This is a genomic window from Desulfuromusa ferrireducens, from assembly GCF_055389805.1.
Window position 1 is genome coordinate 4255149 of sequence record NZ_AP042415.1, and the last position, 19417, is coordinate 4274565.

Annotated in this window: 15 protein-coding genes and 1 tRNA gene; 7 read left to right on the forward strand and 9 right to left on the reverse strand. The window is 46.8% G+C overall.

The features are described from left to right. Positions 1–50: 50 nt before the first annotated feature. The 5 genes from ACZ5PT_RS19105 (at position 51) to ACZ5PT_RS19125 (ending at position 4104) form a co-directional block, all read left to right on the forward strand. Positions 51–1415: an anthranilate synthase component I family protein gene (locus ACZ5PT_RS19105; RefSeq protein ID WP_464264608.1), complete on the forward strand. Its 1365-nt coding sequence runs from the start codon at positions 51–53 to the stop codon at positions 1413–1415. A gap of 2 nt (positions 1416–1417) precedes the next feature. Next, positions 1418–2251 (forward strand): aminotransferase class IV, encoded by an 834-nt coding sequence (locus ACZ5PT_RS19110; RefSeq protein WP_464266770.1) that lies wholly within the window; start codon positions 1418–1420, stop codon positions 2249–2251. Positions 2252–2287: 36 nt separating this feature from the next. After that, a tRNA-Leu gene (locus ACZ5PT_RS19115) sits at positions 2288–2373 on the forward strand. Between the two features lie 131 nt (positions 2374–2504). Then, positions 2505–3563, forward strand: coding sequence for a tyrosine-type recombinase/integrase (locus ACZ5PT_RS19120; RefSeq protein ID WP_464264609.1), 1059 nt, complete (start codon positions 2505–2507; stop codon positions 3561–3563). Between the two features lie 19 nt (positions 3564–3582). Then, entirely contained in the window at positions 3583–4104 is a 522-nt protein-coding gene (locus ACZ5PT_RS19125) for a zinc ribbon domain-containing protein (RefSeq protein ID WP_464264610.1), read from the forward strand. A gap of 5 nt (positions 4105–4109) precedes the next feature. Here ACZ5PT_RS19125 and ACZ5PT_RS19130 read toward each other — a convergent pair whose 3' ends face one another. The 3 genes from ACZ5PT_RS19130 to ACZ5PT_RS19140 all read right to left on the reverse strand — a co-directional run bounded on the left by ACZ5PT_RS19130 (position 4110) and on the right by ACZ5PT_RS19140 (position 6473). Then, positions 4110–4325, reverse strand: a complete 216-nt coding sequence (locus tag ACZ5PT_RS19130) for a hypothetical protein (RefSeq protein WP_464264611.1) — start codon at positions 4323–4325, stop codon at positions 4110–4112. Continuing rightward, a complete protein-coding gene (locus tag ACZ5PT_RS19135) occupies positions 4318–5613 on the reverse strand; it encodes a hypothetical protein (RefSeq protein ID WP_464264612.1) in 1296 nt (431 codons plus the stop codon). The genes ACZ5PT_RS19130 and ACZ5PT_RS19135 overlap by 8 nt, the downstream gene beginning before the upstream one ends. Before the next feature lie 74 nt (positions 5614–5687). Then, entirely contained in the window at positions 5688–6473 is a 786-nt protein-coding gene (locus tag ACZ5PT_RS19140) for a hypothetical protein (protein WP_464264613.1), read from the reverse strand. A 494-nt stretch (positions 6474–6967) separates the two neighbouring features. On the opposite strand from ACZ5PT_RS19140, the gene ACZ5PT_RS19145 reads away from it, so the two are divergent. Together ACZ5PT_RS19145 and ACZ5PT_RS19150 are read left to right on the forward strand one after the other, a co-directional pair. Continuing rightward, entirely contained in the window at positions 6968–9631 is a 2664-nt protein-coding gene (locus ACZ5PT_RS19145; RefSeq protein WP_464264614.1) for a type I restriction endonuclease, read from the forward strand. 1318 nt (positions 9632–10949) lie between these two features. Beyond that, positions 10950–12158 (forward strand): transporter, encoded by a 1209-nt coding sequence (locus ACZ5PT_RS19150; RefSeq protein WP_464264615.1) that lies wholly within the window; start codon positions 10950–10952, stop codon positions 12156–12158. Between the two features lie 144 nt (positions 12159–12302). On the opposite strand, the gene ACZ5PT_RS19155 is transcribed toward ACZ5PT_RS19150, so the two are convergent. The 6 genes from ACZ5PT_RS19155 to ACZ5PT_RS19180 all read right to left on the reverse strand — a co-directional run bounded on the left by ACZ5PT_RS19155 (position 12303) and on the right by ACZ5PT_RS19180 (position 18970). After that, positions 12303–13679 carry a hypothetical protein gene (locus tag ACZ5PT_RS19155; protein WP_464264616.1) on the reverse strand — a complete coding sequence of 459 codons (1377 nt, stop codon included), beginning with the start codon at positions 13677–13679 and terminating at the stop codon, positions 12303–12305. Between the two features lie 72 nt (positions 13680–13751). Then, complete coding sequence (locus tag ACZ5PT_RS19160; RefSeq protein ID WP_464266771.1) at positions 13752–14441, reverse strand: C39 family peptidase; 690 nt, start codon at positions 14439–14441, stop codon at positions 13752–13754. 9 nt (positions 14442–14450) lie between these two features. Next, positions 14451–14855, reverse strand: a complete 405-nt coding sequence (locus ACZ5PT_RS19165; RefSeq protein ID WP_464264617.1) for a hypothetical protein — start codon at positions 14853–14855, stop codon at positions 14451–14453. A gap of 100 nt (positions 14856–14955) precedes the next feature. Then, the gene (locus ACZ5PT_RS19170) at positions 14956–16719 is read right to left on the reverse strand and encodes a hypothetical protein (RefSeq protein ID WP_464264618.1); all 1764 of its coding nucleotides are present in this window, start codon (positions 16717–16719) and stop codon (positions 14956–14958) included. Between the two features lie 76 nt (positions 16720–16795). Beyond that, the gene (locus ACZ5PT_RS19175; protein WP_464264619.1) at positions 16796–17194 is read right to left on the reverse strand and encodes a hypothetical protein; all 399 of its coding nucleotides are present in this window, start codon (positions 17192–17194) and stop codon (positions 16796–16798) included. A gap of 291 nt (positions 17195–17485) precedes the next feature. Beyond that, a complete protein-coding gene (locus tag ACZ5PT_RS19180) occupies positions 17486–18970 on the reverse strand; it encodes a sigma-54 interaction domain-containing protein (RefSeq protein WP_464264620.1) in 1485 nt (494 codons plus the stop codon). Positions 18971–19417 lie beyond the last annotated feature (447 nt).

Sequence of the window (19417 nt, forward strand, 5' to 3'; positions counted from 1 at the left end):
TAGCTGATAAATTCGGCTAACCCTTTTTTTGTTTTTCAACGATGGCAGCCATGGCGATTATTTCTCACAGTTTTGCACTTCCGCAGTTCGACCCCCTCGCCCTCTATCTCAATCTTTGCCCAGATGGGCCCGGTCTGCTCGAATCGCTAAACCCGTTGCCGAAAACCGGCCGTTACTCCATCGTGCCGCTACGTTGGCAAGAGCACTACCAACTACGCGCCGGAGAACTGTATCGCTGTGATGACTCCGGCGAGGCACAGCTGCCAGGGGAACCGCTGAAACTGCTGGCGGATATTCTCAAGCAGCGCTCGCAACCCATTTCTTCCGCGACGCCATTTCCGGGGGGATTTTTCGGTTACTTCGGCTACGACCTTGCCGGCCAGATTGAAGATTTGCCGCAACGCGCCAAACGCGACCTGCCCATCCCCGATCTCGATCTTTACTGGGTTGACCTGACCGCCGTTTACGATCACAGTCGCGGCGTGTTAACCCTGGCCTCGCTCGATACGGCCCTTGACCTGCCGGGACTGGAACAACAGGTGCGGCAATCACAACGGCCGCTGACAAAACACCCCCTCGAGATCAGCTACCTACCGAAACCGGTTATCGAGCAGCAACAATTTGAATCGATGGTCGAACGCGGCAAAGAATACATCGCCGCTGGAGATGTTTACCAGGTCAACCTTTCCTGTCGTTTTGACGGCAGCATCAAGGGATCATCCACAGAACTCTATCGCCGTTTGCGGGCTGTCAACCCGTCCCCTTTCGCCTGCCTGCTGCACTTACCCGATCTCGATATCATCTCCAGTTCCCCGGAACGACTGGTGTCACTCGATAACGGGCTGGCCGAAACCCGCCCGATTGCCGGCACCCGCCCACGCGGCTACACACCGCCGGAAGATCAGCAACTGGGCGATGAACTGCTCGCCCACCCCAAAGAACGGGCCGAGCACATCATGCTGCTCGACCTGGAGCGCAACGATCTTGGCAAGGTTTGCACCGGCGGTTCGGTCAAAGTTGACGAACTGATGGTGCTGGAGCGCTACTCCCACGTGACCCACATTGTCTCCAATGTACGCGGCAGCCTGCGCCCGGAATGCGGCCCCTTCGACCTGCTGCGCGCCACCTTCCCCGGCGGCACCATTACCGGGGTGCCAAAAAAACGCTGCATGGAAATCATCGACGAGCTGGAACCGGTCGGGCGTGGCTGCTACACTGGCAGCGCTGGATTCATCAGCGTCTGCGGCAGCACGGATCTGAACATTCTGATCCGCAGCTACCAGCGGGTCGGTGACCATTTCAGCTACCAGACGGGCGCCGGCATTGTTGCCGATTCGATCGCCGAAAAAGAATGGCTTGAGTGTCTGGCCAAAGGGGAAGCACTGCGTAAAGTTCTACAGGAGGCGATGGATTGAATATGCTGGTCTGTGTCGATGGAACTTTTATTCCGCATGAAGATGCGCGACTGCCGATCAACGATGGCGGCTTTCTGTTTGGCGACACCCTGTTCGAAACGTTGAAAGCGCGCGGACAGAAAATTCTGTTGCAGAGCGAGCATCTCGACCGGCTGGAACATTCCGCCAAACTGCTCGATTTCCCCATTGGCCGAAGCCGCATAGAGATCTCGCTGCAACAACTGGCAAAAGCCTTGACAGCTCCGACCAGCCGCATCCGCTTGACTCTAAGCCGTGGCCGCTGTCAGGGGTTGGATTTCCCAGCAACAGAGAACGGCTGGTACCTGTTAACGGCAACCGCCACAAACGAACCCACCGCCAGTGAACGGGAGACCGGTGCCGCTTGCGTCATCGCCCCCAACCAGCGCGTCAACCCACTCAGCCATCTCCCGCAGATGAAACGCGGCAACTATGCCGACTGTCTCTATGCGGCCAACTACGCCCAGCAAAAAGGGGCTCGCGAGGCACTTTTTGCCGATCCCGCTGGAAACCTTCTCGAAGGCAGCACCAGCAACCTGTTTGCCCTGATCGACCACCGCCTGGTCACCCCCCCGCTGGGCCGGACAATCCTATCCGGAATCATCCGCCGACAGGTTATCGCCGCCGCGACAGAGCTGGGCATCAGAGTGGACGAGCGGAATCTGCATCAAGATGAGTTAGCGACGGCAACAGAAACCTTCCTTTGCAACTCGCTGATCGACATCCTGCCGGTCGCTTCGCTCAACGGCCAACCACTTAATCAGGCAAAAAACTGGAAATTATTGATTAAAACACTGCGGATGCGGATAGAGACTTGACAAACGTCCGCGGATAAATATAATCGTCTAGCTCGTGCCGAAGTGGTGGAATTGGTAGACACGTCGGTCTCAAACACCGATGGCTTCTGGCCGTGCCGGTTCGATTCCGGCCTTCGGTACCATCAGCAAAAACAAAGGCTTAGCCAGAAATGGCTAGGCCTTTTGTTTTGTCCGCTTCTCTCTTTGGTACACTCATGGTACACTCCGTAACAAATTACTACGAAAAATAGCGACTTATCACAACGGAGGGGACATGGCCGTTATCCAAGAAAGAAAGTCTGCTGACGGAAAAGTAAAGTATCGCGCCCTAGTACGACTCAAGGGCCACCCTCCCCAATCTGCGACCTTTGACCGTAAGACTGACGCAAAAAAATGGGCCCAGGACACAGAGTCAGCAATTCGCAACAATCGCCACTTCAAATCCGCTGAAGCAAAAAAGCACACAGTAGCAGAACTCATTGAGCGCTATTCCTCCCAAGTCCTACCCAACAAACCCAAGAACGAAAAAAATCAAAGAACTCATCTTCATTGGTGGAAAGAACAGATCGGCTATTACATGCTGGCAGATATTTCCTCCGCCATGGTTACTCAGTGCCGCGACAAATTACTCTCCGAGGAAATCACAGAGGGGAAAAAGCGCAGTCCTGGCACCGTCTCTCGATATATGACCACAATGTCATATGTGATGAATCTTGCCCTGTGTGAATGGGAATGGATTGAAAACAACCCGTTCAGCAGAGTAAAAAAGCCGACCGAACCACGAGGAAGAGTGAGGTTTCTTGACGACGATGAGCGCACGAGACTTATTGATATCTGCCTTGCAAGCAGCCACAAAAGCCTCTATCCCATCGTCGTTTTGGCGATATCTACAGGAATGCGTAAAGGGGAAATTCTCAACATTAAATGGAAGGATATTGACCTAAGTCGTTCCCGACTCGTACTCCACGAAACCAAGAACAATGAACGCCGTGCTATTCCGATTGTTGGCTTAGCCCACAAAATACTAGCGGACAAAAGCAAGGTCAGGCAGATAGACAGCCAGTTGGTTTTTCCAAGCAGCGATCCCAACAAACCGACCTGCATACGGAAAGCATGGGACACAGCGTTGTCGGATGCAAAGATAGATGATTTCAAATTCCACGATTTACGCCACACAGCAGCATCCTACCTGGCTATGAACGGAGCGACCCTGGCTGAGATTGCCGAAGTGCTAGGCCACAAAACGCTACAAATGGTTAAGCGCTACGCTCACTTGTCAGAAGCACACACGAGTTCTGTTGTTGAAAGAATGAACAAGAAGATATTTAACTAACCATTGCAGGAGGGGAACAATGATCTTTTGTCCAAAGTGTGGATTAAAAAATGAAAAGCCTCAAGCAACAGATTGTCCAAAATGTGGTCTCATCTATGCCAAATTTCAAAAAGCTCAACAAGAGGAAGTCCATCACATCAACGCAGAACGCGCCCTTAATGACAGCCTCAGAAGAGCAGTCGCCAGCAGCGACGAAGAGCCACCAAACTATATCGATTTTGAGTTAGATCGGGATTCAAGATCATATCCCCTGATAGAAAATTTATCACTATTCTTCCTATGCTTTGCTAGTATCCTTGGGCTTTTTACGGTTTTTGAAATTAAGTATGTTTGGAGCCTTCTTGTTGAGCTAAACACATCACTCAAAATATTCAGCAAATCAGACATATGGATAATCGTTCTATCAGTCGGATTTTTAGGCACTCTACAAATAGCAATCTACCTAGCGATAGGTGGACTCTTGCGCTTAGGCAAAGACATTGCCGACAACACAAGAGCCACCAGAAACTATTTATCGCATATTGCCCTGAAGGTGAAGTAAGGCGATTACCCTTGCGTATCTGCCCACTCAAAAAATCGTTCTTCATCAATCAGCACCCTTCGCCCCAAACGCACCACACAATGACTGAAACCGTTGGTGTTTTCATAAAAGATTAAATGCCTCAGGCCGCCGATTGGTGGCCAGGGGTGATAGTCTTTCCACTTAGTAACGGGAATGAGCTTACGAGTCACGGTTGCTGACGGATTGCCATTCTTAAGCATTGCAATCACCTCCTTTTACATTGTCAGGAAAAAATAAGGCCCGTCTTTTAACTTGCGCCTCTTCAGTTTTCTGTCGCATACGATTGTATTTTGCTCGTTTAGAAATCACACGCTGACTGAAATCTTTACTGTCCCCGCTGAGCAAACCCGTACTTTCAAAAATAGCGTTTAGACAGTCATTCATATCGGATGATGAATCTGAAGCCTCGTTAAGTACTTCCTTTTGAATTGCCGTAAGAGACGAAAGAAGTCCGTAAGCCTGACGGATAATTTGCTGTTTATTCGAAGTTAGAGCTTTATTTCTAACAAGCGGCTCAGCGCCTTGTGCGCCGCTGTAAGCATTTTGAACGGATTGCCACCAAGGAAGATATTTTCGTTGCGTATGATGCTTACCCGGTCGATCTTGGAATTTAAGCCATTCGGTGGTGCAATAGGCCCAAGTGTTCCCGCCATACCGAAAAGCATCATCTACTTTATCTAAGCCTAATTCCTTAATAGCCTCTCGACGCAATTGGAACTCGACCCTGATGACTTTTTGTTCTTCAGGTATATTTTCCAACCCCCATATATCGAACATCCAGAATTTTTTCGACTTGGTTTCAATTTCAAGCCCTTTGTCATAAAGGCGGGCAGAAAGCTTGCCACTTCCGATCCCTACCCCGGTGAATTTTCCATACTTTAGATAGTTCCTAATGTCCTGGGCGCGGGTAACGATATTATCCAACAATCCCAACTGCCAAAATTGTTCGCAACAGAGGAAATCAACGCATAAATCCACGCGACTCAGCTTTGTTGATATGACTTTCCCGCCCATGGTTTTCAAAAGGGAGAGCACTTTGCCAAATGCCTGTTCTGGCCCAAGGTGCCAAAGTGTTTCCGAACGGATTTCAGCAATGACACTTGGTCGGGAAATCGGGTTCATCCAGTTGCCGATTTTCAAATCAAATTCATTGCTATTGACCAGCCACTCATAGCCCTTCACGCCAAAAGGTCTGATAGTAAATGGCCACCCATCATCAAAATTGACTATCCGAAGAAAACCAACAGCGGGGGCTTCTGCTGCAATAGCCTCATCTTTTCGGTTCTTTAAAAAACGGAAAAAGTCGCTTGTCATCCATTTAACATCGAGGGCGACGACAAGAGAATCTATTCCAGAAGCGAGGGATTGAATTGAATCTTGAGAAAGGGTTTTCACCTTTGAAGGGGGGCTGATAGACACTTGCCCCCCATGTGGAACATTGGGAGCAGGTGTCTTGCCGTTGATTGGTTGTTTTTTTTGCGTTTCCATAAAACCTCCTGGGGTTAGTTAAAGTTGTCCCAAGGGTGCTATGGCGTCAGATAAAGTACCCTGACATTTGAAAATTATGTTTTGTAAGGTTTCTTTTTAACTTTTTGGGTTTCTCTCCGGATTGCCTGGGCGAAGCTGTCAGGTGTAGGAGGGATTTCTTCATCCTGAAGGCCAAGGTTGCGATCTTTGGCGATTGCGTCGAAGAGTTGTCGGATCTCTGGTTCAGTCAGTCTTTTCCCTATTTCTGCTGACATAAGAGAAATGATGGCAGCAGCAAGACTCTTAATATGTTTGGGGTCAGATCTTCCAGTAACCGGCTTATGAAACGCCAAGAGCAGTTTTCGGTATGCCTGTTTGTTGGTTTTGCCTTTAATCTGGTGGAATATCTCGGAGAGCTTTTTGTCGAAGATCACCGAGCTGTCAAGCCTCAACAGTTTCTCAAACGCGCTGACTTTGCCCTGTCGAGCTTGACGAAAAAGCTGTGTTGGGGTTGTTCTGTAATAAATAGCGCAAGGACCCCAGACTTTCAAAAAGAAGAGGGTTGCTGGTTGCTTGTAGACTTGAACTAGCTGGTTACGTTGTTGTGGAGAGAAGTCTGCCTTTTTACCTGAGACAGATTCATTGATAAGTTTTTCCATGCCTTCAGAGATAAACAGATCTTGCAGAACATCAAGAACCACACGGTGAGATTTATAGAAATTCAACCACACGCTGAGTGAAGGTTGAGGAATATAGGTGTCGGCTTCCTCTCGTATTTCAGTTAGTGCTTCGCTGACCTCTGGTGCTGTTAATGCTATCCCCAGCGCAGTTATGGCAATTGTGGGCGGTTTTCCTTCCATCCATTTTTCAATTGCTGTCATCTTTCCTCCATGCGGTTGTTTTTTAGAATTTACACGAAAGCACTGAAAAATATCTGAGTTATCTGCGAACTTGATCCGGCTGCGGTTTTTCTAACGCAAAACCTGAGCATCGGTGCGCTAACGCGCTACCGTGGGCCGGTGCGCTCCAATCCCCACATAGCGCAAAAGCGCTCGTGGGTCCCCAGTCGCCGGCCCGCACCGCCGGCCCAGTCATCAATAGGTGTAAGTTGTCACATTCTGGCTAATAAGATGTTCTACAATGTTTCGTGCGCAGGAACCTGTTGGTGCTACCGGGCGTTTACTTCGTGCGCAATGGCTAGAGGAAATGAATTCTTGCAAAAAAGCATGTGAATTTATACTGTTGTAAATCTCTAAATCATAAATAATGAAATACAAATAAGAAATAAGAAATAAGAAATAAAGTAGTTTTGCTTAATGAAGTCTAAAGTGTTTTGTCTATTGTAGTTTGGCATATTTAAGGTTAGGGGGAATTGATGTACGATATAACTAATATATATACTGAGAGTGATGTTGAGCAAAAAATACTTTATAAACTATTGACTGCTACAAATCCATTAGGTCTTGAATATGATGATTCAGACATATTGACTAAGCCAGATATTCGCAAAATTGAAATTGATAAAGGCCGCAATAAGAAACTATATTATCCCGATTATGTTGTTATTGTTGAGGGTTTGCCATGTTTAGTAATCGAAGCAAAGGCTCCTGGTACTAATTTAGATGAAGCATCAAGAGAAGCTAGATTATATGCAACAGAAATAAATTCAAACTATAAGAAAAATGTGAACCCATGTAGTAAAATTATTGTTTCTGATGGGATTATTATAAATGGTTATGATTGGGATAACGATACCCCATTTGTTTCTATATCTGTAGAAGAAATAAATCCAGCAAACGTTGATTTTGATAATTTCATATCTAACTTTTCAAAAAAATCTATAAATATACAAGCTGAAGATATGTTTAAGCTGATCAAGAAGGCAGCTACGTATGTTAAGCCGGTCCAAATGCTGGGTGGAAAATCTGTAGTGAATCAAACTGTTGGGCAAAATTCTTTTGGTTCAAATGTGTCTCTCGAATATAAGTACCTTTTTAATCCAGATACGATCAAGGATAGGGAGGAAATTGCAAGAAATGCTTATGTTGAATCCAAAAGGAAGCTTTCCCATGTAGCCCCAATTGACAAAATGATTAGAGCGTCTGTACCAAATAGTATAGTTAATGCAAAAGAGGTAAAAGATACATCAAGGCCGATTGAAATAATTGATGAAATAAAAGATATCAATAAAGTTAAAAACGAAATGTGTTTATTGATCGGCAACGTTGGATCAGGAAAATCTACATTTACAGACTACTTGAGAGAGGTAGCACTTCCTTCTTCTCTAGTAATGAGTACCGAGTGGATAAATATTAACTTAAATAAAGCACCTCTTACAAGAGAGCAAATATATAAGTGGGTTGTTTCTGAAATAATCAAATCTATAAAATCAAAAAACAAAAAAACAGATTTTGATCATATCGATACAATTATGAAAATATATTTTCGCGAATTGAGCATTTTACGGAAGGGTAGAATGTCTCTTTACGAAAATGGTTCTGATAAGTATGTAGATATTTTGTATAAAGAAATTGAAAGGCTTCAAGAAGATGGCAATGTTACTTTAAATTCTATCATTGATTATGTCTATTCTGGACCAAATAAGCTATTGGTTATTGTTTTGGATAATTGTGACAAGAGGAGCCGTGAAGATCAGCTATTGATGTTTGAGGTTGCTACTTGGTTAAAAGATTCCTTTCCGTGCATGATATTTTTACCATTAAGAGATACCACGTATGATCAGTTTTGTAATGAGCCTCCTCTTGATACAGTTATTAAAGATTTAGTATTTAGAATTGATCCTCCATTGTTGGAACGAGTAATTTATAAAAGACTAAACTATGCGTTGAGAGAAATTTCCTGTTCTGATGATAGCTTTCATTACTTTTTACCAAACAATGCTAAGGTCAAATGTAATAGGGAAGATGTTGGGGAATATATCAGGTGTATAGTGGCCTCATTGTTTCAGGATAAGCTTTTTAGTAGAATAATAACTGGTTTGGCAGGTAGGAATATTCGAAAAGGTTTGGAGATATTTTTGGACTTTTGCAAAAGTGGCCATATATCTGATGATGAAATATTTAAAATAAGACAATCTAAGGGCGATTACACACTTCCTTCATATTTGATTTCCAGAATAATGTTTAAAGGAAACAGAAAATATTATGATGATGAAGAATCTAATGTAAAAAACCTTTTTCATTCTTTAGGCGATGATTCACTTCCTGACCCTTTTGTTAGAATATCAATATTGCAATGGCTTAGGTTGATGCATCGAGAGTATGGTCCAAATAGAACGAAAGGTTTTCATAAAGTTGGACTTCTTCTGAAGACTTTACAGCAGCTTGGTCACTCAAAAAAGAGAGTTTCGTTTGAGTTGAAAGAACTAGCAGATGCAAACTGTGTTATCAATGAATCGCGAATAGACCATATTAGTGAAGACGATTTGATTTCTATAGCTCCTGCCGGATTTGTTCACTTGGATTTGCTTAAAAATATAAATTATTTGTCGGCTGTTTCTGAAAGTTGTTTGTTTAGAGAAAATCAAGTTGCAAAAATAATAGCTGATAATATTACTGGCAAGGGGGCTCATAAGGCTGAAAGCAAGCAATCACATATTAGTAACAGTAAAGCATTGATTGATTATATGTGCTCATATTTAGACGAGTACTTTACTGCTAGTAAGCTTGTTTTTTCAGGTGAACTAGCAGCAAATATTGTTGGATTAAAAGAAATAAAAACACATATTGACAATAAGGCAGAAACTGATCCTCAGTATCAAAAAATTAATAATTATGAGGACGATTATCCGCCAGGGACTGAGGTGTTGGCTCAAATCGTATCACTTCAGGATTATGGATTTTTTGTGGAATTTGATTTGGGTTGTACTGGTCTGATTCATAAGTCTGCATTTCCGGATCAGTATTCCGATATTCTCAATGTGGCCGAGGAAGGCGATTGGGTAGGGGCTAAAATCACTTGCTATAGAGCTGATCATAATAGGTTCAATCTAGCGTTGGTAGAGCCTTTACACGATTGATCTATAAAGCTAGCTGAACCGTTGGTGCTTTTGCAAAAAAAAGTTTGTATATGTTGCTTTCTATAACTTTCATAGAACTTTCGTTTAGTCGGTTGATTTGAGATGTACTACATTGAACCTTGCGAACATAAGCCAAATAGAGGGTGGTTTGTAAGTTCTTAAAACTTCGAATGAAACTGGATTCGATGGTTGCATTGGGAATCGAACTAGGCTGGATTCGATTCCCGCCATCATAAAGTACCTATTACTAAATTCAGCAAAGTTTTTTAGGGATACGTTTGGGTATACACATCACACACTAGGCAAGAATATTCATTCAATTATTGGTACACTCTTGGTACACTTGCCCACAAAAATTGGCAAAAAACCACAATACTCTAAAAACAATAAAACACGTCAAAATACTGATATTACTAGTGATTATCTATTGTCTTCTTTTGTGACCTTTTGTCCCTAAGGGTCTCAAACACCGATGGCTTCTGGCCGTGCCGGTTCGATTCCGGCCTTCGGTACCACTAGCTAAAAACTCTGTTAGTTCAGAGACTTAAAGCCCAACCTTCAAACTGTGCCACATGCTGGTACACAATGGGGGTTGGGTTTTGCTTTTTCACCTCATAAAACTTGGCCGAGCTTACTACCTCCGGCTACGTATTCCCAAAGACCTATTGCATCATTTCACACTTCCTGAAGGTCAGGAAGGCACTCAAGACTTCAAGTCTCTCTGCCGCTAAGATTTTACATCGTTCTTTAGATGATAAATTTGTGGGCCCTACACTTAGAACTGCACTCAGAATTTCAAATCCTGAACAAGTCGGATGTTAATTACATAATCTTATTAGTTTCAGTCTTTTGTATTTTGAAATTACTGCCTATCTAGCAATCGGCGTTATACTAAAACTAAACAAGGACATTGCGGACAATACCAAAGCAATTAGAAATTATCTGGATAACATAACCCAAAAAATAAAATAACTATTTCAGCTTATCGGTGAATTCAATTTGCAAGTGCACCACGAGCCACTGACCAGAACACTTCATAAGTCGTCCGGCATTCGAGACATTTCCGTGGCAAATTTTCAGTAATATCTGGTCTCCTCACTTGAAATGAGACCAGTTCATGCCCACTCCGGGACAGCTAATGTTTCAACTGGAGAGAAGTGGATAACCAGAAACACATTTATACTTTACAAGTCCCTGCAACCTAGCGTATTTAATGAAGGGTCTGCAGCTTAAGATTATTATTATCAGATTTCATATAATTCAGGTTTATGTTGTCCGTTATTTAGCTATGTAAATCAAACAACAAGGAGGGATTAGTATGAAGGGCAAGTGTCTTACCGGAATTCTAAGTCTGCTGCTGGCTGTGGGGCTTCTTTTACCGCTCTCTGCCGGAAAAGCAGCAGCCGAGCCAGAGAATCTCCAGGAACAAGTCAACCAGCTGATCAAGATGGTCGAGGAGCAGGGCAAACAGATCAAAGCACAGCAGAAAAACATCGAAGAACTCCGGGCGCAAAATGCCTCGGGCAGACAACAACCAGCTAAACCACTTCCCCCAAAGACGGCTCCAACCACTGCAAAGACTGCGGCAAAACCGGTCGGACAACCCCCCCAAGAGGCCGAACCGAAAAACATTCCTGAGATAACCTCACTCTTTGCGCAACCTGGGGTACTGACGCCCAAAGGGAGCTGGGTCGTTGAGCCATCGTTCCAATATTCGAACTCTTCAAACACCCGTGTCGCCCTGGCTGCGGCAACGATCATTCCAGCTATCGCCATTGGAGACATTGATGTCAGAAGCGTTACTTCCGATACCTTTGTTGCCGCAATCACCACCCGTTACGGGGTGACTGACCGGTTAGAAGCGGAACTCAGAGTCCCCTATATTTACCGACAGGATAGCTCTACCGAAAGACCGCTTGCCATCCTTGCGGAAGACGATAAAGTCTTTTCTCTAAATGACCACGGGCTTGGTGATATCGAGTTTGGGCTGCGTTATCAACTCAACCAACCCGTCTCTGGGCCATACTATGTCGCTGGCCTTCGAGTGAAAAGCGACACCGGACAGGGCCCATTTGATATTGCACAATCCGCATCCGTACAAGAGCGTACTGAGCTGCCGACCGGGTCCGGAGCCTGGGGGATTCAGCCGAGCCTCACCGTTATGTATCCCTCCGACCCGGCCGTCTTTTACGGCAGCATTGATTACATGTGGACCATTGAGGAAAGCGTCGGTGGAACCTATAGCAAATATAATCCAGGCGATATCTACGGTTTTAATGTCGGGATGGGGCTAGCGCTCAACGACAAGGCGTCGATCAGTTTCGGCTATGATCACAGTGTTGTTGGCAGGGCCCGTCTAGACGGCAAAATTCAGCCAGGGGTTTCTACCACGCACGTCGGCAGCTTTTTCGTTGGAGGTTCGCATAAGCTTACCGAAAGCACGTCATTCAATCTTTCGGTCGGCATGGGAGCTACTGAATTTGCTCCAGACGTTCAAGTTACCACCAGTATTGCGGTCAGCTACTAGCCCCCAGGGAAAACCACTGAACACGAAAGGGACATCGTCCTTATATACACGGCTGAAACAATACAGGGCCATGACTTGACAGTCATGGCCCTGTTAACATTTTATGCCACCATTTCTTCTCGGCGGCCGGATGATGCTACGACGTCAGCGCAAAAGGCCCGTCCCTAACTGTTGTTGAAGCATTGACGACAGGTTCAACGCTCGGGAGAAATCCATACCCTTCACAGAAACACTGACTATGGTCATGTGGTCAATGACTTGCCCATTCTGGTTGTTTTGAATCAGGTTGAAAAGCTGCGACTGGATTGCCCCCAAAGCCGCTGAACTGTAGACCATACTGCTCGGTGCCGTCTGAACGGGCTGCACGGCTGTCACGACGGGCTGTACGGCAGTCACGACGGGCTGCACGGCTGTCACGACGGGCTGTACGGCTGTCACAACGGGCTGTACGGCTGTCACAACGGGCTGCACGGCTGTCACAACGGGCTGCACGGCTGTCACGACGGGCTGCACGGCTGTCACAACGGGCTGCACGGCTGTCACGACCGGCTGCACGGCTGTCACGACCGGCGATACGGCAGTCACGACCGGCTGCACGGCAGTCACGACCGGCTGCACGGCTGTCACGACGGGCTGTACGGCTGTCACAACGGGCTGCACGGCTGTCACAACGGGCTGCACGGCTGTCACAACGGGCTGCACGGCTGTCACAACGGGCTGCACGGCTGTCACAACGGGCTGCACGGCTGTCACGACCGGCTGTACGGCAGTCACGACCGGCTGCACGGCTGTCACGACCGGCTGCACGGCTGTCACGACCGGCTGCACGGCAGTCACGACCGGCTGCACGGCAGTCACGACCGGCTGCACGGCAGTCACGACCGGCTGCACGGCTGTCACGACCGGCTGCACGGCAGTCACGACCGGCTGCACGGCAGTCACGACCGGCTGCACGGCTGTCACGACCGGCTGCACGGCTGTCACGACCGGCGATACGGCAGTCACGACCGGCTGCACGGCAGTCACGACCGGCTGCACGGCTGTCACGACGGGCTGTACGGCTGTCACAACGGGCTGCACGGCTGTCACAACGGGCTGCACGGCTGTCACAACGGGCTGCACGGCAGTCATGACGGGCTGCACGGCTGTCACAACGGGCTGCACGGCTGTCACAACGGGCTGCACGGCTGTCACGACGGGCTGCACGGCTGTCACAACGGGCTGCACGGCTGTCACGACGGGCTGCACGGCTGTCACGACGGGCTGCACGGCTGTCACGACGGGCTGCACGGCTGTCACGACCGGCGGCACACCGCCTATTTGTGTGTAATTCAATACAGTAGTGGTATACAAGTTGCCATCTATGATGGTTACTTGCTGGATGCCGAAAGAAATCTCCAACCCACTCCGACCAACGAAACCTCCGCGTAAAGAAGCAAGTTCCTCAGCACTGACTGCCGTAAACAGGCGAAACGGATCAACAGATGCATAAACTGGTGTATAGGTGGGGAAAATCAACATCGGTATCATTAGCGCCGCTAATATAAACCGTGCTGAATAGATTCTTACCATTATGGTCCTCCACTTAGGGCCTCAGAAATCGCTAGCCGGCCGCATCAGCCAAGTCGCATTTGCCAGCACCTTACTTCCCAGTGCGGACCCAAGCGGCGCCTTGGCCAAGAAACTCCATTCGACTCTTTTGTTGAAATGCTGGCTGGCGATCGATTTATTGCTCCGAATCAAAAACAGCAGGCCATTCCACATCGACTCGAATTCCGAACGAGGCATTTTCCTTATCCCCAGAGACGGGTCGCCGATCAAAACAGTATCGGCATAAACCCCTTTGACGACAACAAAGTGGCGGTAGCCTTTATGGTTGATCAACACAATTGCCGGCACGCCCACGGCGGCAAGCTTATCTAACGATGTCCTGAATCCGTCAGCAGCATAACCACGATCCTGCAGGTATTCTTTTATGTCTAAAAGAGAAAACCCCAGTTGTCGAATCTTGGCCTGATCGCCATTATCGAACATCGCTTTAAAAACTTCGCTCTCGCTGATGGGATCTTCATAGTGGTAGGTCAAGAGAGTGGCCAGAGCAGCCGAACCACAACTGAAGTCATACTGCTGGCTGATCGTCGTATGAAAGCGGGCCTCTTTCATACTGGTCACCTTGACATTAAACAGGCCGCCAGACCCACCAGGCGTCAAAATCAGTCCTCCGAGAGCCGGCGTTGTTGCGAGCAGCAGCGAGAGGAACCCTATGCTGAATAAGCTCTTCATCATAGGCGGTCACTCCACTGTCATATTCAGGATCAAGGCGTTATTAATTATCACCTGATTGCCTGAATTCTGAATGACCGTTGCAATCCCATGCGCACCGGTGAAAGCGTCATTGGTGATAACATTCAAACCGGTTCTGTTGGTGTAAAGAACGTTTTCGCTCAGATCTGCATCCAACTGCATATTGTTCAACTGAATATCAATTTCATCAATCTCTACAATCTGCCGGCCGCTGACCGCACCTAATTCCTCTGTGGAGATAGCACTCTCACCAAGATCAATGCCATCAAGCAGTTCATGGGATCCGGCTGCACTTTCGTTACTTATCACCGGACCTGCCAGCGCTAACTGCGCCGCCAGGCCAAGGACCAAAAGGGCCAAGCAGGCCCTACCGAATGTAACTTGGTCTTTCATATTGCTACCTCGCTAGCCTTCCGGCTAAGGATTCAGCTGCGACAAACAGCTTCAGTGACGGCACACGAGGTGCCGTCACTGAAGGTTGTGTTTTAGACTTTTACGGAGCCGAAGTAGAGCCGTTTACGTTAGCTTGTACATTTACCGATTGCTGTACAAGAGACTGAGTTCCGGTTTGCTGGGAGACTATTGTGATTCCCGCAGCAGATGTCAGAGCGCCTTCGGAGATACAGTTAGAGCCGGAAGAGATGTCACCATATTTGCCAATGGTGTTGGTATTCCCGGACACGGTCCCCTCGAGGATGCTGTTTGCGACGGCAACATTGATATCGTTAATGCTGACATCCAGGTCAAAACCATCATTGTCGTTATTGGAGTTCAGCGTATTGTTGTTGGCGACGTTGTCGAGGTCAACCATGTCGTCATCGCTGTTATCGTCAGTTGTAGAGTTGTCGTTGGCAACGTTGTCCAGATCGGCAAAGTCATCATCACTGTTGTCGTCATTTGTGGAGTTGTCGTTGGCGACGTTGTCGAGGTCGGCAAAATCGTCATCGCTGTTGTCCGAGTTGTTCATATCATTGGCAACATTATCGAGATCGGCAACATCGTCATCGCTGTTGTCAGAGTTGTTCATATCATTGGCAACGTTATCGAGATCGGCGACATCGTCATCGCTGTTGTCAGAGTTGTTCATATCATTGGCAACGTTATCGAGATCGGCGACATCGTCATCACTGTTGTCATTGGCAACGTTGTCGAGATCTGCGAAGTCATCATCGCTGTTGTCCGAGTTGTTCATATCATTGGCAACATTGTCAAGATCTGCCAAGTCATCATCGCTGTTGTCATCAGTTGTCGAGTTGTTATTCGCGACGTTGTCAATATCGGCAAAATCATCATCGCTGTTGTCAGAGTTGTTCATGTCGTTGGCAACGTTATCGAGATCTGCCGAGTCATCATCGCTGTTATCATCAGTTGTCGAGTTATTATTGGCAACGTTGTCGATATCGGCAAAGTCATCGTCGCTGTTGTCAGACAGGTCATTGGCAGAAGCAATCTGATTATTGTCCAGATCAGCCACGTCATCATCGCTGTTGTCAGAATTGTTCATGTCGTTAGCGACGTTATCCAGATCTGCCAAGTCATCATCGCTGTTGTCATCAGTTGTCGAATTATTATTGGCAACGTTGTCGATATCGGCCAGGTCATCGTCGCTGTTGTCATCAGTTGTCGAGTTATTATTGGCAACGTTGTCGATATCGGCAAAGTCATCGTCACTGTTGTCGGACAGGTCATTGGCAGAAGCAATCTGATTGTTATCCAGATCAGCCACGTCATCATCGCTGTTGTCAGACAAGTCATTGGCAGAAGCGATCTGGTTGTTGTCCAGATCAGCAACATCATTATCATTTGCTGAATTGTCGTTGGCGACATTATCCAGATCCGCCAGGTCATCATCACTGTTGTCAGAGTTGTTCATGTCATTGGCAACGTTGTCCAGATCGGCCGTGTCATCATCGCTGTTATCGGACAGGTCGTTACTGGAGGCGATTGTGTTGCCGTCCAGATCGGCGAGATCATCATCACTGTTGTCGGACAGATCGTTCGCAGAGGCGATCTGGTTGTTGTCCAGATCGGCCAAATCGTCGTCGCTATTGTCGGACAGGTCATTGGCAGAAGCGATCTGATTATTGTCAAGATCAGCAACATCATTGTCGAGATCGTTATAGGAGGCGATATCATTCTGATCGTTATCTGACGCTATCTGATTGTTGTCATTGTCGATAATTTCAGCAAAGCCGGGATTGCCAAAGACAAAAACAAGTAGGAAAATCGCCAGAATGCTCAATAATTTATTTCTCATTGTGTACTCTCCTTTTGTGAAAATTGAGTTTTCTATCCTCTCCTTGAACGACCAGTCCATGATATTCTTCTGTCGGTTACCTCCTTTGTGATAAATGCCCAGAAATGTGCTGCTCGGTTATCGTGCCAGTCCCCGAATGGGTATAGTCATCATCCAGATCATCCCAAAGGATAACGTCTGTTTGATCCATTGATATTCCGCCAGGGACGGTAGTAAACTCTCCCCCCTCTCCTCTTATGGTCGCCAGATATTCGTTACTCAGACCTTCACCCATCTGGCTATTGGCAGGAAAGGCGGCCGGTTCAAAATTGATTTTTCCGACATAGCTGCTGATAGAATTGAGGCTCTGCTGTATAACGGTAAAGGGACCGTCAGAGACTCCGGCAGAAGCATTTCCTAAAGCAATCCCTGGGCAGACAAAGACCGTAATAAAAAGTCCGACAGGAAGGATTGATTTCAATATCAATGTATTCATTTACTCCTCGCAATAAATTGAATTTATAAATAAAAACACTTATGCTTCAGGAACTTCCGTAACCTATACTTAGCAACAGCTGTGCCAACCAAGTATTCTCATTAATTTCAAAGACCTATGCTTTTCAAGTCAATCATGAGTGTAAAAAAACCGGTCACACCGCCTTACACCTGGTTGACACATTTTACATATCGTCCGTGTTTGGATAGCCTTTCAGAGACGCTTTTGGGACAAAAAAAAGCGGTGACTCAGATTGAGTCACCGCTTCGGGGTCCAGCATAATTATGAGCGTCAAGTAAAGCTATCGACGCCACCGTTGGCTTTTGAGATATTATGTTTCTTCATCAAGGCATAGAGGCTCGGACGACTGATACCGAGGGCTTTTGCCGAGCGTGTAATGACATAATTATGGTCGTGAAGAACCTTTTCAATGATTTTTTTCTGGGTCGTCGCAACTTCTTTTTTCATCGTCCCCAGTCCCTCCTCAACAATTGCAACCGGCAAATCCATATCCACAGGTTGAATGATGCCCCCCGCCGCCATCAGCTGGCCCCTTCTGACCTTATTGATTAACTCCCTAACATTCCCTGGCCAATCGTAAGTGCGAATTATGCCAACAGCCTCAGGAGAGAAGTTTTTGTCTGGAGTTTTTTCGTTCAGAGATATTTTTCTTAATATGTATTGAGCGAGGATGACCTTATCCTCACCCCGACACCTTAGGGGAGGCAGGTTGATAGTAAAGCCATCCAGTCGGTAATAGAGGTCATTTCGAAACAAGCCATTAAGGGCCATGTCTTTGAGTTGGCAATTGGTGGCTGTAATGATCCGCACATCAACCTTCCTTCCGCATTTGCCACCAATTCTTTCTACGATTCGATCTTCGAGAAAACGAAGCAGCTTGGCCTGAAGAGCTGGAGGCAGATCCCCAATCTCGTCAAGAAAAACAGTCCCGCCATTAGCCTGCTCGAACTTCCCCTTTCTTGCAGCATGGGCACCGGTAAAAGCCCCCTTTTCAAAACCAAAGAGCTCTGCCTCTAATAAATTTTCCGGGATAGCCGCAGAATTGATGGCGACAAAAGGTTTGTCTTTGCGCGGACTGCGTTCATGGATAGCGTTGGCGGTCAGTTCTTTGCCGGTTCCGCTTTCACCCAGGATGAGAACGTTGACGTCGGTAGGAGCAACCTTCCGGATCATGGAAAACACTTTCAACATCGCCGGTGAAGTCCCGACAAACTCCTCCTCTGCAGGCTCCCCCTTATCCCGTAAAATTACCCTGTCTATAACCTTGATGATCTTCTCGAGGTGATCAATCTCCAGCTTATCAACACGGTTTTTAACCCGAGCCAAAAACGTGGACCGGAAATGCTCTTTGAAATAATTTTCATCATCAAAATTAAGGGGCATGCGACAGGCACCGCAACGAACGGCCTGGGTCGCCAGCTTCGATCCACAGTACGGACAGGCTCCCTGACAGGAAACGACCCCACGGATATTCTCCCACAGGGTTTCCAGGACACCGATGTCCGAACAACAGAACTCCAAACCTGCGACATCTTTATCTACCCGGACAATCTCTCCCTCAAGCTCGATCCTTTTCCCGTTGAGTAGTTCGGGCATGATTTTGACGTATTCGCTGCAATCAGGCAGCCCTTGAACGAGGGCACCACTCAGGCTGAGTTCTTTGACAATTACCTTCTTGTTATAATTCTGTGACGTGCTCGTCAAGCAGGCCTTCCCCATAAGTTCAACCTGCACTCTTGCGTCAAGTCTTGACATAGTTAACCCCTCAATTTCACTGGAATCGTCGTCAATTCTTTACATTTTAATCCCTCCAAGGGGTTGGAATCGGTGCCAGTGCTAGCCACCGACAAAGGCTATAAATGAATCAAATATGAGCTTTTTTAATGAATTTACATTTGGAATTTCATTTGAGGTGTCTCTGTTTTTAATAACACAATTTTCATGGATAACAAGGCCTATGGAGATTATTTTGCCAGTAAGTCCGTGCGCAGATTATCGAGCAAAAAACGAGATTGGCCAGGTATCGACTTTTAAGATCATGGCAATATGCCTTGATCCCGGTTTCTCCCGCAGTAATTGCGGGGATTCGAATAAACTAGGGACATCCATGATAAGTAAAGTTGATTCATGTATGTTTTGCGGGCACATGATCAACAGATGCAGGTGAAATAAGCTGGCCGCAATTCGTTGACCTCTCGGTAT

Bases quoted from the DNA above. Each gene is read 5' to 3' on its own strand.
- ACZ5PT_RS19105 (WP_464264608.1), top strand. From the start codon at position 51: ATGGCGATTATTTCTCACAGTTTTGCACTTCCGCAGTTCGACCCCCTC.
- ACZ5PT_RS19110 (WP_464266770.1), top strand. From the start codon at position 1,418: ATGCTGGTCTGTGTCGATGGAACTTTTATTCCGCATGAAGATGCGCGA.
- ACZ5PT_RS19120 (WP_464264609.1), top strand. From the start codon at position 2,505: ATGGCCGTTATCCAAGAAAGAAAGTCTGCTGACGGAAAAGTAAAGTAT.
- ACZ5PT_RS19125 (WP_464264610.1), top strand. From the start codon at position 3,583: ATGATCTTTTGTCCAAAGTGTGGATTAAAAAATGAAAAGCCTCAAGCA.
- ACZ5PT_RS19130 (WP_464264611.1), bottom strand. From the start codon at position 4,325: ATGCTTAAGAATGGCAATCCGTCAGCAACCGTGACTCGTAAGCTCATT.
- ACZ5PT_RS19135 (WP_464264612.1), bottom strand. From the start codon at position 5,613: ATGGAAACGCAAAAAAAACAACCAATCAACGGCAAGACACCTGCTCCC.
- ACZ5PT_RS19140 (WP_464264613.1), bottom strand. From the start codon at position 6,473: ATGACAGCAATTGAAAAATGGATGGAAGGAAAACCGCCCACAATTGCC.
- ACZ5PT_RS19145 (WP_464264614.1), top strand. From the start codon at position 6,968: ATGTACGATATAACTAATATATATACTGAGAGTGATGTTGAGCAAAAA.
- ACZ5PT_RS19150 (WP_464264615.1), top strand. From the start codon at position 10,950: ATGAAGGGCAAGTGTCTTACCGGAATTCTAAGTCTGCTGCTGGCTGTG.
- ACZ5PT_RS19155 (WP_464264616.1), bottom strand. From the start codon at position 13,679: ATGTTGATTTTCCCCACCTATACACCAGTTTATGCATCTGTTGATCCG.
- ACZ5PT_RS19160 (WP_464266771.1), bottom strand. From the start codon at position 14,441: ATGAAGAGCTTATTCAGCATAGGGTTCCTCTCGCTGCTGCTCGCAACA.
- ACZ5PT_RS19165 (WP_464264617.1), bottom strand. From the start codon at position 14,855: ATGAAAGACCAAGTTACATTCGGTAGGGCCTGCTTGGCCCTTTTGGTC.
- ACZ5PT_RS19170 (WP_464264618.1), bottom strand. From the start codon at position 16,719: ATGAGAAATAAATTATTGAGCATTCTGGCGATTTTCCTACTTGTTTTT.
- ACZ5PT_RS19175 (WP_464264619.1), bottom strand. From the start codon at position 17,194: ATGAATACATTGATATTGAAATCAATCCTTCCTGTCGGACTTTTTATT.
- ACZ5PT_RS19180 (WP_464264620.1), bottom strand. From the start codon at position 18,970: ATGTCAAGACTTGACGCAAGAGTGCAGGTTGAACTTATGGGGAAGGCC.